The 13,047-nt window shown below is 39.6% G+C and carries 9 protein-coding genes; 4 read left to right on the top strand and 5 right to left on the bottom strand.

Annotation, left to right across the window (positions count from 1 at the left end):
• Nucleotides 1-6: 6 nt before the first annotated feature.
• From fdnG to NTHER_RS13100, 4 genes are read left to right on the top strand one after another with little or no spacing between them, the layout of a single operon-like run.
• The gene (gene fdnG / locus NTHER_RS13085; protein WP_148206868.1) at nt 7-2,988 is read left to right on the top strand and encodes a formate dehydrogenase-N subunit alpha; all 2,982 of its coding nucleotides are present in this window, start codon (nt 7-9) and stop codon (nt 2,986-2,988) included.
• On the top strand, nt 2,981-3,808 hold the full coding sequence (locus NTHER_RS13090) for a 4Fe-4S dicluster domain-containing protein (protein ID WP_012448989.1): 828 nt from the start codon (nt 2,981-2,983) through the stop codon (nt 3,806-3,808). The genes fdnG and NTHER_RS13090 overlap by 8 nt, the downstream gene beginning before the upstream one ends.
• Entirely contained in the window at nt 3,805-5,127 is a 1,323-nt protein-coding gene (gene rsxC, locus NTHER_RS13095) for an electron transport complex subunit RsxC (protein WP_012448990.1), read from the top strand. The genes NTHER_RS13090 and rsxC overlap by 4 nt, the downstream gene beginning before the upstream one ends.
• Nucleotides 5,128-5,155: 28 nt before the next feature.
• Nucleotides 5,156-6,154 carry an RnfABCDGE type electron transport complex subunit D gene (locus tag NTHER_RS13100; protein WP_414628106.1) on the top strand — a complete coding sequence of 333 codons (999 nt, stop codon included), beginning with the start codon at nt 5,156-5,158 and terminating at the stop codon, nt 6,152-6,154.
• Nucleotides 6,155-6,239: 85 nt separating this feature from the next.
• On the opposite strand, the gene NTHER_RS13105 is transcribed toward NTHER_RS13100, so the two are convergent.
• The 5 genes from NTHER_RS13105 to NTHER_RS13125 all read right to left on the bottom strand — a co-directional run bounded on the left by NTHER_RS13105 (nt 6,240) and on the right by NTHER_RS13125 (nt 12,896).
• Nucleotides 6,240-7,454 (bottom strand): WG repeat-containing protein, encoded by a 1,215-nt coding sequence (locus NTHER_RS13105; RefSeq protein WP_012448992.1) that lies wholly within the window; start codon nt 7,452-7,454, stop codon nt 6,240-6,242.
• A gap of 474 nt (nt 7,455-7,928) precedes the next feature.
• Nucleotides 7,929-8,606 (bottom strand): hypothetical protein, encoded by a 678-nt coding sequence (locus NTHER_RS13110; protein WP_012448993.1) that lies wholly within the window; start codon nt 8,604-8,606, stop codon nt 7,929-7,931.
• A gap of 230 nt (nt 8,607-8,836) precedes the next feature.
• The gene (locus tag NTHER_RS13115) at nt 8,837-10,444 is read right to left on the bottom strand and encodes an amidohydrolase (protein ID WP_012448994.1); all 1,608 of its coding nucleotides are present in this window, start codon (nt 10,442-10,444) and stop codon (nt 8,837-8,839) included.
• A 43-nt stretch (nt 10,445-10,487) separates the two neighbouring features.
• The gene (gene fabG / locus NTHER_RS13120) at nt 10,488-11,270 is read right to left on the bottom strand and encodes a 3-oxoacyl-ACP reductase FabG (protein WP_012448995.1); all 783 of its coding nucleotides are present in this window, start codon (nt 11,268-11,270) and stop codon (nt 10,488-10,490) included.
• A 51-nt stretch (nt 11,271-11,321) separates the two neighbouring features.
• Nucleotides 11,322-12,896, bottom strand: coding sequence for an acyl CoA:acetate/3-ketoacid CoA transferase (locus NTHER_RS13125; RefSeq protein ID WP_012448996.1), 1,575 nt, complete (start codon nt 12,894-12,896; stop codon nt 11,322-11,324).
• Nucleotides 12,897-13,047 lie beyond the last annotated feature (151 nt).

A 13,047-nucleotide genomic window follows, 5' to 3' on the forward strand; every position in this document is an offset into this window, starting at 1 on the left:
CGAAATTTGGGCTTAACCCGTCGTGATTTTTTCAAAGTTACTGGAGTCTCCGTCACCGCTGCCTCTTTAACGTCCATGGGAGTCAAAAAAGTTCATGGTTCATACCAACCAGTTAGAATAAATTACGCTAAGGAGATCACTACTATCTGTCCATTTTGCTCAGTTGGTTGTGGAATCATTTGCCATGTACAAGACGGCAAACTTTTAAATACCGAAGGAGATCCTGACCATCCCATTAATGAAGGCACACTATGCAGTAAAGGTGCAGCACTTTTCAATATGGTAAACACTTATGATGAAAAAGGTAGCATTGTGCCAAATCCTGAAAGACTCACGAAAGTAAAATACAGACCTCCCAACAGCGGAGAATGGAAGGAACTCAGTTGGGAAGAAGCTCTTGATAAAATTGCAGACAGAATCAAACAAACCAGAGACAATACTTTTGAGCAACAAGATGAAAACGGTGTGACAGTAAACAGAACTAAAGCTATAGCACATTTGGGAAGTGCAATGTGTAATAATGAAGAAAATTATCTCTACCACAAGTTAATCAGGGCTTTGGGGGTAATTAATATCGATCACTGCGCCCGCCTTTGACACTCTTCTACGGTCGCCGGACTCGGCGCCACGTTTGGAAGAGGTGCTATGACTAATCACTGGATTGATTATCAGCACTCAGATGTCTTTATGAATATCGGGCTCAACACAGCCGAAAATCATCCTGTATCCATGAAATGGATCGATAAAGCTAGGCAGGAAAAAGGAGCTAAATTAATCTGTGTAGACCCTAGAATCACCAGAACAGCAGCCGTCGCTGACATCTATGCTCCTATTCGTCCTGGTACCAATACTGCTTTTTTAGCAGGGCTTATTAATTACGCCCTAGCAAATGAATATTATCACGAAGAATACGTGAAACATTACACTAATGCCTCTTATCTAATTAAAGAAGAGTTTAGTTTTGAAGACGGTATGTTTACTTCCCCAGAAGAGGTAAATGGCGACTATTACCAGCGAAATGAAAACGGAGAGATTATAACAGATCCTGATTTAGAAGATCCCAATTGTGTCTTTCAATTACTAAAGGATCATTATCAAAGATACGATTTAGACACTGTCAGCGAGATCACAGGTTGTCCGAAAGATAGTTTGAAGGAAGTGGCTAAAACATTTTGCAGCACTGGTGAACCTGCTAAAGCTGGTAATATCATGTACGCCATGGGTATCACCCAGTTTACTCACGGAGCTCAAAATGTACGCAGTATAGCTATACTGCAGCTATTACTTGGCAATATGGGAATTGCCGGAGGTGGAGTGAACGCCCAGAGAGGTCAGTCTAATGTGCAGGGCTCTACTGATATGGCCATGCTATATCACATCATCCCTGGTTATATGGGAACTCCCTCGGCACAGCTCCATCCTACTTTTGAAGATTATAAGGAACAGGAAACTCCGGATTCTGGTTACTGGGAAAACACTCCCAAATTCATTACAAGTATGTTAAAAGCTTTTTGGGGTGATTACGCCACAGCAGGAAACGACTATTGTTATGATTTCATGCCGAAGTTAGATGAAAAAGACAGATCTCATATCGGTATGTTCAGAGAAATGGCCGAAGGTAATGTAGAAGGGATGATATGTTGGGCCGATAACCCCGCCGTAAGTGGCCCTTCTACAGCTCACAAACGGGATTACATGGGTAAGCTTAAATGGATGGTATCTATCGATATTTTTGAAAATGAAACTGCCGCCTTCTGGAAGGCTCCAGGAGTTGATCCCGAAGAAATCGATACAGAAGTTTTCTTACTGCCCGCGGCATTACACGTAGAAAGGGAAGGTTCTATAAGTAATAGCGGTCGATGGATTCAATGGCGCAATAAGGCAGTAAATCCACCGGGAGAAGCGAAATCCGACTTGGAAATAGTAGATCTAATCTACAAAAATATCAAATCAAAATACGAAGCTGAAAATGGAGTGTTTCCAGAGCCCATATTGAATTTAAATTGGGACTACGGCGAACCCGCAGATCCTGAAACAGTAGCGAAAGAGATCAATGGCTTTAATACTATAACTGGTGAACTGATAGAAAACTTCACCCACTTACAAAGTAATGGCAGCACTGCTTCGGGGAATTGGTTATACTGCGGATATTATAATGATCACAACGCTCCTCCTACAAAGAGAAGACATAGAGAAGTTCAGGGAATTGGACTTCATCCCGACTGGTCTTTTGCATGGCCTCTTAATAGGAGAGTGATTTACAATCGTTGTGCTGCCGATCCAAAAGGTAAACCTTGGAATCCAGAAACACCTTTAGTATGGTACGAAAATGGTCAGTGGAAAACCAATGATGTCCCCGATTTCAATACCGATGTTCCGCCGGAAGATACAGCCAATACACCTTTTATCATGCTCCCCGAAGGTCAAGGTAGACTTTTTGGTAATGTAGCTTTAGTTGATGGACCTTTCCCTGAACATTATGAACCTTGGGAAAGTCCAGTGGAAAATATTATGTCGTCAACACAGTTTAATCCCCATGTCACAGAATGGTATCCCGATCAGAGAGCAGAGATAGATAGTGAAGAATATCCCTACATTGCCACAAGTTACAGAATTACTGAGCACTATCAAACCGGCATGATGACTAGGAATATGCCATGGCTTTACGAAACTATGCCTGATATATTCGTTGAAATTAGTAAAAGTTTAGCAGATAAACTTGGTATAACAAAAGGTGAATCAGTGGAAGTGATTACCCCCAGGGGCAAATATCAAGCCGGAACGTGTATAACTAATAGAATCAGGCCAATTCAAGTTAATGGTAGGAAATTAGAGATGGTGGGATTATTGTGGCACTGGGGTTATCAGGGAGCGGCAAAAGGAGCTGTGGCCAACGATGTTTCACCTTCAATCGGAGATGCAAACACCACCATCCCTGAATACAAAGCTTTTCTGTGTAATATAAGGAAGGTGAATAACTATGACTAAAAGCATGTTGATAGATACATCTAAATGTACTGCTTGCAGAGCCTGTCAAATTGCTTGTAAACAATGGAATCAACTTCCTGCAGAAAAGACCAGTTTCACCGGTAGTTATGAAAACCCTACCAGTATCTCACCTGTAACTTGGACCAGAATTGTCTTCCAGGAGCAGGAAAACCCCAATAATTCAGCTGGGATTAGCTGGTACTTCTCAAAACAAGGGTGCATGCACTGTACAGATGCCGGTTGTTTGACAGTATGTCCAACTGGTGCAATTTATCGAACTGAATCGGGTACTGTTAATGTTGATTTTGACAGATGTATAGGTTGTAATTACTGTGCTGCCAATTGCCCCTTTAATGTTATAAGTTTCGACCGCAGGACTAATGTTCCTCCTAAATGTACTTTCTGCCACGACAGAATGGTCAATGGATATCAACCTGCATGTGCCAGCGTCTGTCCATCCAATGCAATTATTTACGGTGAACGACGTGATGTTATCAATACCGCCTTTAATAGAGTTAATCATTTAATAGAAAATGGCAATCCTAAAGCCAGGGTTTATGGAGTAGATGAACTAGATGGCATGGGCATGATCTATGTATTAGAAAATGAGCCCGAATACTACGGTTTCCCGAAAGAACCGGCTGTATCTACTTCGGCTAAAATTTGGGGCGCTATTTTCAGTCCTTTTAGATTATTAATTGCAATACTAGTTAGTTTAGGGGTTCTAGCAAATAAATCAGAATATAACAAAGTAAATAGAGCTAAACAGCAAAAAGAAAAGCGCAATTCTGACAAAGAAGATCAGGGGGTGACAAAATGAATGTAAAATCCATAATTGGCGGAGCCTACCTTCCCCATTGTAAAGAATACACTGAAGAGCACAACATAAAAGACATCTCACTTCCAAAAGAAGTAGTAGTACCCCTCATTCAACACGTAGGTGCTCCCTGTAAACCTTTAGTGAGCGTAGGAGACAAAGTAACCATGGGACAAAAGATAGGTGATAGTGAAGAATACATTAGTGCCCCCGTCCACGCCAGTGTAAATGGCACTGTCAAGGCCATAGAAAAACGTCCCGGTGTGGAAGGATATGATGAAGACAGTATAGTGATATCCACTGATTTCGATAAAGAAGAACCTGAGTTTTACACTAAGAATGATCCCGATAAATTATCAGACGAAGAATTAAAAGAACTGCTAAAAGATTCAGGCATAGCTGGTATGGGAGGAGCTGCTTTCCCAACCTATGTTAATGTAAATCAGTCACAGCCCATTGAATATCTGCTTTTAAATGGGGCTGAATGTGAACCCTACTTAACTTGTGATCATCGTCAAATGATTGAAATGCCTGAAAAACTAATCAAAGGTGCAGAGATACTAATGCGCATCATAGGTGCTAAAAAATGTTATATCGGAATAGAAACTAATAAACCCGATGCCATAGAAGTTCTATCTGAACAAACTAAAGAATTAGAAAATATGGAAGTGGTCCCCCTAGCCTCCAAGTATCCACAGGGCTACAAATCTCATTTAATAAATGCTATTACTGACCGCAAAGTACCTCGAGGGGCTAGATCAGCGGAACTCGGATGCATTGTTAGAAATGTAGGCACTACAATCGCTGTGTACGAAGCTGTGGTGTACGAAAAGCCACTAATTGAGCGAGTAGTAACTGTATCGGGGCCAAAAATACCTCAACCGGGCAATTTTTCAATTCGCATCGGCACCCCAATATCTCATATCCTAGAACAGTGTGAAATTGAAGACATAAGCACTTTGGAAGGATGTAAAGTTATTTTAGGGGGACCCATGACGGGAATGAGCCAGTACTCTGTTCAAGCGCCCATTGTCAAAAATAGCACTGGCTTATTGGTTTTTCCGCCGGAAATGTTACCGGAATGGGATTATCACAATTGTGTGAAATGCGGTGATTGTGTAGCTCATTGCCCTATGTATCTGTATCCCAATAAATTGAGTATTTTTGCAGAGGCCGAAATGTACCGAGAAGCAGAAGATTGGGATATTATGGACTGTATTGAATGCGGATTATGTGTGTATCAATGTCCGTCTAACAGGCCCATTGTCCAATTTATTAAGCAAGTGAAACCAGTTATCAAAAAAATGCAGAGAAGTAGATAATTGAAAATATTGCATACGAAAGGGGGAAATGATTTTGGCTGAACCTCGGCTTGTGGTAGACTCTTCGCCACACCTTAGAAGTAAAAAAACTGTTTCTGTTGCTATGTTTGATGTGATGATCGCTTTAATACCCATAGTTTTGGTTTCGATATATTTCTATCAACAGCATGCCATATTTACCATAGCTGTCTGTATGATAACTGCAGTTTTAACAGAACTGATCGTACGTAAACTGACAAACCGCCAGCCCACTCTTAATGATGGAAGTGCCTTGTTAACGGGATTATTCGTAGCACTTTTATTTTCTGGAACTGTTGCTGTTTGGACCGCAATCTTGGCAACTGTGCTAGCCATTGGCGTGGCCAAAGAATTTGTGGGAGGTTTAGGATGGAATTTATTTAATCCCGCAATTTTCGGTAGAAGTATGATTATTATCTTGTCACCGCTATTTCTATGGTTAAATGATTTGTTCGCAGATATATATGTAGATCTAGGACCAGTAGATGTAATGACTCAAGCAACTCCCCTGGCAATGTTGCAAGGGGGTATGGAGATGCCTTCTTATTGGGAAATGCTTGTGGCGTTTCCAGGAGGGGCATTGTCGGAAACTTCGCCTTTAGCGCTATTAATCGGTGGGATTTACCTACTTTATCGTGGGCACATAAATTGGAGAATTCCTGTATCGGTTATCGGTACAGTTGTAGTACTCTCACTAATCGCTGGTGCAGATCCTATGTACCAAGTGCTTAGTGGCGGAATAATGATCGGAGCATTCTTCATGGCTACCGACTGGGTGACTAGTCCCATTAACAACAAGGGAAAAATTATATTTGGAATTGCCATCGGTGCATTAACGATTCTATTTAGATTAGGACTTGGAGCTACAGAAGGTGTCGCATTTTCCATTTTAATCATGAACGCCTTTGTGCCATTAATTGATAAGAAAACTAAACATCCATCCTTTAGTGAACCAGAACCTATAAAACAAACCACTAAAGAACACGGAAAAACAGTAGCTGAATCCTAAATATATATTTTCCAATTTCTCATTTGATAAGGGGCTGCCCCAAAAGTGATAATTTTTGGGGTGCTGCCCTTTTTTTAAATATTTTCTATTTGTTTATTTCAATAAACCCAATCTTTTCATCTATAAAAACGCTTGCTTTACCTTCCGAAATTCGTCCTAACGCTACTTCGGAGTCTAATTTAAATTTTATATCGCCATCTAGATCATATACAATCCACTGTTCGTCTGTTGTTCTTACCTGAATTAATTCTTCACCTTCTTTATAGGGCCATGCCATTTCGTAGTCGGGCTCTATAATAAATTCACCTTTTTTGTTTATAAAACCCCATTTTCCTTCTGTTGATTTATTTCTTGCAACTCCGTCCTTAAAATGATCTGATGAATCCGACTCAAGTTTGAATATATATTCACCGCTTTCATCAATAAATCCGTATTCGCCTTTCATGTTTGTAGCAGGAGCTATACCACCTTTAAAATTACTAATGGATTTAAACTCGGGTTCTATCACATATTCTCCGGATTTATCTATAACTCCCCACAATTCAACTTCTTCTTTTACATTTTCTTCTTTCTCCACTAAATTTTTAATACCAACTGGTACAATTCCATCAGAGAATGACCTAGCACTATCAAATTTAGGCTCTATAACATACTCTCCCTCTTTATTAATAAAACCATACTTCCCTTCTTCTTTACATTGAACTTTAGCTAGTCCCTCAGAAAACAGAGAAACAGAATCGAATTTAAGATCTATAACAATATCACCATCTCGGTTAGTAAATCCTGCGCCTTTATCAAAGTCAGAAACACCTATCATATCACCTGAACCAACCCAGATAAAATCATATGTGGGCTCTATAACATAATCACCTTGCTTATTAATAACTCCTTTTTTGCCATCAAGTTCAATCTTTGCTAAACCATTTTTAAAATCATGGGCATTATCGTATTTTGGTTCAACTAAATACTCCCCTTCTTCATTTATATAACCCCATTTATCATCTAATTTAACTGCACCAAATCCCTCTGAAAAGGAACTCGCGTCATCAAATTTTAGTTCAACTATTTCTTTCCCTTCTCCATCAATATAACCATAAGTATTATCAATACCTACCATAGCATAACCATCTGAAAACCAATCGGCTTCATCGTATTTTGGTTCAACTACAAAGTTTAAATCTTCTTTTTGTTTTACTAAATCATCACCGTTTTCTTCTATAGGTTTTTCTTCTACTTCTTCCGTACCACAACCCATAGAAAGCAAAGTTGTTAATATAACCAAAATAAATAAACGTTTCATCTAATACTCCTTGTATAATGGATTTAGGTTTTAAGGTTACCTATAAACCTTATTTTCCACCTTTACAGTTATCCTTTTTATAAGGATAATTACCTTATCGGATAGAGGTTGGCCGTCAAAGAATTGATAGATCAACCGGATTAGCATTCCGGTGCTTTATCCAATTGAGCTATGGATTCGTCCATAATATACTATATTTGTAAATATTATGCAATAAACATAATAAAATATGATGACGGGTGACGATAGAGTATAGATTTAATACCGTTATTCCACGATCAAAGACAAGAAACTTTCAGAAGTTCTCACAACAACTGCGCTTGAAGTTGGCTTTGCTAGCTGATTTTACATAAAAATGGCCGTTTTCACGATCATGAAAACGGCCATTTTTTATGTAATATGTGATTTTCCATGTCATTTTAACTAAATTCTGAGATAATTGCCAAAACCATAAACAAACCCATTACTTTTAAATTATATCCATGCCACTGCAAATAAAATTTTAACAAACCCATAAATACCCATAGCAATTAAGGACAACATATTAGAATAGTACACAGGACTAACACTGAATTCATCATCAAAAGCCTTCACATTGTAGGCAAAGAATCTAGTTAGTAAGTACATATTCAATAAAAAAGGAACAAGAAGTGAACACAGCATATTAAATAATGAAATTTTAATAACAAAAGTAGAGAGTAAAGAATTAACAGCTAGAAAGACCATGCCAAATGCCGTTGCTGCTGTTAAAACAGGCAGATATTTTTGAAGTACATCAAAAGAAAGATTAACTCCAACGGTTTTTCCGATAATGAAATAAACTCCACCCATAAATATTAACCAAAATAATAGCAAAACAATAGAATATACAATGGCTCCAACAACAAAATCTCCGAATTGGAAGCTTGTGTCTAGCATACCAGTTACCATGTTGCCACCTAATAAATTACCTAAGAAAATATCCAAGGCTGAGGCCTTTAAATACTCAATTGTAAAAGATATTAATACTCCCTGAATTAAAATAAAAATTAAAGATAAAATATGAGCTTGTTGGACTGGTCTGGTTAAAATGTGATTTTCCATAAAGATTTCATCATCTGTTACTGTAAAACTGGCATGAGAATCTTGTAAAAAAGCTTTCAGATTGGGCATTTTTTTAAGACCTCCTTTAATTTTGTTAAATATTAGTATTAAGGGAAAATAGGTCACATTTAATTCCGTTTCAACAAATAGTTAAATTCTCCTGCATAATTTTGTTAAATAAGTAATTTGCTATAAGGTATCCCAAACGCTACTAATGAAAATAAAAAATAGCCGCTCTCATTTTTAGAGAACGGCCAACGACCTTTTCTTAATGTGAAAAGACCGGATAATAAAATTGGTTATTTCTCATAAACTTCTTTCCCGTTCAATACGGTCTTATATACCTCAATCTGGTCATAAGCGTCTTTGTCCAATTCAAAAATGTTTTGGTCAAAAATGGCTATATCAGCTTTAAAGCCAGGTTTTAATTTACCTAGAATATTTTCTTTACCCATGGTTTTTGCCGGATTGGCTGTTAGAGCAATCAAGGTTTCAGCAGGTGAAAAGGACTCCTGCATTCCCAGGCCAACATTTGCATAGGGGCTTTGGGGTTCATCGGCCAAGCGATTGACGGAATAGCGGAATACAGTACTGATATCACCGAATGCGTTAGGACAGTCCGATGAGAAACAAACTGTGGCACCAGATTCTTGCAAAGATTTGTGAGGCCATATTTTTTCTGCACGTTCTTTTCCTAAAAACATCTCACTGATTTTGGAAACGGAGTCAATACCCAATAGTTCTGGTTGAGAATTCACCCCTAGAGTTTTTGTCTTTGTGTACTCTTGAATTAAGTCTTTGGACTTCTCTGAAATCATCATGCCGTGTTCAATACAATTGACAGGATATGTGTTGTCAGATTGCATAAATGCTCTTACCATCTCGTTGAAGCTTCGGTCTCCCGTGCAGTGAGCTCGGACGCCAATGCCCATGTCATTAGCTTCTTTTACCATTTTACGTAGATAATCCATATCAATACAGGGTTCACCATACCAGTCAGAGCGGGAAGCATATGGTTCTTCAAGCCATGCAGATTCGCTACCCTGGGGAACCCCATCTACAAAAACCTTGAGCCCAACATGGAATGCGAAGTCCCACTGCCAGTCGTCTCGGAACTTGAGCCACTGGGAGGGGCCATCTTCCAGGGCAGTGTTTATGGCGATACGAAGGGGAAGAGATTTTTCTTTAGCTCTTTCTCTGTATTTACGTTCATTCCACAGCTCAATACCACCTAGTGGTAGGACTTCAATGGTACTCGTATAACCGTTTTTATTCATATGAGCACCCAGTTCATCGATTGCCATGTCGATCTCTTCGTCGGTTGCCTCATTAACCAGTACTGCCAAAAATTTAAGGAAAAGTGTCTCTCCTATATAGGAGACGCTACCGTCATCTTCATACTCTACCACAGATCCTTCAGGGATATCGTTTGGATCCCAGCCGGCAAGTTCCAATGCCTTGGAGGAAAAACCCCCTGCGTGACCTGTTAGATCAATGGCAACTGTGGCAGTATCTTTACCAAAATACTCGTCAAGCTTTTTAGTCGTTATCTTTCCTGCAGTTCCAGGATCATAGCCCCACACGAAGTAGAAAGGTTTACCCGGGCGTTCTTTAATGAGCTCCTTCATCTCTTTAACAATGCGTTCTTCTGTGTAGGAGGGATCGGCAAAGATACTGAATGTAAGCATGCGCCCTGTAAGGAAAAAATGTGTATGAGAATCAATCAAGCCGGGAGCAATGGTCTTATCCCCTAGATCTTCAACTTCTGCACCTTCCAGGTATTTTTCCGCTCCGGCTTTGTCTCCTACATAAAGGATATTTTCCCCTTCCACTACAACAGCACCGGAAATTGTGTTCAAACTGTCTGCAGTAAAAATGCTCGTACTGTAATAAACTTTTCTACTCATAGTTATCACCCTTTCAATAATTTTAGTTTACATAACTTTCTGTCTATAAAGTTAGTCCACCTCCTACCTCGATGACAGTGCCACTTATATAGTCAGACTCACTGGATGCCAAGAATAAGTAGGCATAAGCCACATCCAGAGGTTCACCTAGCTGCTTTAGGGGAGTTTTATTTTCCATGGAAGACAATATCTTCTCAGGTACCTTCTCAGTCATAGGTGTTTTAATAAAACCTGGCGCGACGGCATTTACCCTAACACCTTTTTTGCCGAATTCCTTAGCCCATGATTTTGTCATGCCAATTACACCTGATTTGGTGGCAGCATAATTGGTTTGTCCTATATTTCCGTAAATACCAACTACAGATGATGCATTGATTATTTTTCCATAACCCTTTTCAGTCATGTACTGGGAAATTACCTGGGTACAGTTAAAAACTCCGGTTAGATTGACATCAATAACCTGCTGCCAATCGCTTTCTGATATGTCTCGAAGCAGTGCGTCTTTAGTTATTCCAGCATTGTTGACTAAGATATCTATTTGTCCAAATGTATTTATCACTTCTTTGGTCATTTTTTCTACACTTGATTTGTCTTTTACATTGACTTCCACAAAGAGTGCTTTTTGTTCTTGAAGCTCCTTTTGTCCCTCATTTAGTGCCTCATTTTGTAGCTCATTCTCGATCTTATTTACAACTTCCTCTCCTTCCTGTTTGTTAATATCTGCAACAACTACCTTGGCTCCTTCCCGGGCAAAGAGAAGTGCCGTTTCCCTTCCTATTCCACTGCCACCTCCGGTTATAATGGCCACCTTATCTTTTAAGCGCATACGATTTACCCCCTTAACTTTTATTGATTTCACGACTTTTAATTTAATAACTTAAATTTTATATTTTAATCCCATTTTCATATCTTTAAAAATACTTTCATCCATGGTCTGTAAGTTGTTAGATATTTTCGGTCTGAACTCCATCTTGTCCAACACATCCCGTTCCAGGTCGATCCCCGGGGCTATCTCGATGAGTTCAAGCCCTTCGTCGACCAGGGAAAAGACAGCCCTTTCCGTAACATACAGAACCTTTTGCCCTGTTTTTCTAGCGTAATTGCCACTGAAAGTGATTTGCTCCACATTGTTGACAAATTTAATATTTTTGCCTTCCTTGATAATGTTTAGCTTCCCATCTTTAACCTCAACCTCCAGGCCTCCTGCTGTAAATGTGCCGCAATAGATGACTTCTTGTGAATTTTGTGTGATATTTATAAATCCTCCTGCTCCTGCCAGCTTGGGTCCAAATTTGCTGACATTGACATTCCCTGTTTGGTCTATCTGGGCAGCTCCTAGGAAAGCCAAGTCGAGCCCACCACCATCGTAAAAGTCAAACTGACTGGGCTGGTCGATAATTGCTTCGGGATTTTTGGAAGCCCCAAAATTCAAGCCTCCTACCGGTACACCTCCTATGGGTCCGGACTCTACGGTCAAGTCCATATAATGATAAATTTCCTCTTCTGCTGCTACCTGGGCTACTCCCTCGGGCATTCCTATTCCCAGGTTAACTGTAGAATCTGGCTTTAGCTCCATGACACTTCTTCTGGATATAATTTTTCTCTCATCTAATTTAGCCTGAGCCTGGGTTGAGCCGCAGCCATTTCCTAAATTTCCTAGTTCTCTAATTTCTCCTGAATAGGCAGGATTGTAATTTTCGGCAAAGGTCTGCTGATGGTTATTCTCAGAGGCCACAACGACTGCATCAACTAGAATCCCAGGTATTTCAACCTTTTGCGGATCGAGAGTACTTTTCTGTACAATCCTTTCCACCTGGCAGATCACTTTACCCCCTGAATTTTTGACAGCTTGGGCTATTGCCCTCATTTCCAGAGTGACTGCTTCTTTTTCCATTGAGATATTGCCTTTTTCATCAGCTGAGGTCCCTCTTAGAAATGCTGCATTAATGGGAAAGGCCTTGTAGAATAACCATTCCTGACCTCCAATTTCCATAAGCTCAATAATATCTTCTTTGGTCACATCATTTACTTTTCCGCCCTGGTTTCTGGGATCTACAAAGGTTTCTAAACCGACATGAGTGAGTGTCCCCGGCTTGTTTGCTGCGATGTCCCTGAATAAATGGGCCACAACTCCTTGGGGGAGATTGTATCCTTCAATTTTGTTTTCCAAAGCTAGTTTGCCCAATCCCGGACACAAACCCCAGTGCCCTCCAATGATTCTTTTAACAAGACCTTCATGAGCTAAATGGTTCAGGCCTTTGTCCCGGCTATTACCTTGTCCTGCTGCATAGACCAAAGTCAAATTTTTGGGTTTTCCTTCTGTTTTGAATTGTTGTTCTAAGGCAACTGTTAATTCTTCCGGGTGTCCACAGCCTACAAATCCGCCTACTGCTAATGTGCTATCGTTTTCAATGAATTTTATAGCTTCTTGAGCACTAAAAAGTTTTTTCATGGCAAATCGCTCCTCTTTCTAATACTTTTATTCTTCTTAACTTTCTTCCGGGGATACATCATTTCTTTTTATATCTCTTTTATATCTCTTTTATCCATTTACTAATGATTATTTTGCAATATCCGTGCCAAGGAATAATAAACAAAAAACC

Source organism: Natranaerobius thermophilus JW/NM-WN-LF (assembly GCF_000020005.1).
Lineage (GTDB): Bacteria > Bacillota > Natranaerobiia > Natranaerobiales > Natranaerobiaceae > Natranaerobius > Natranaerobius thermophilus.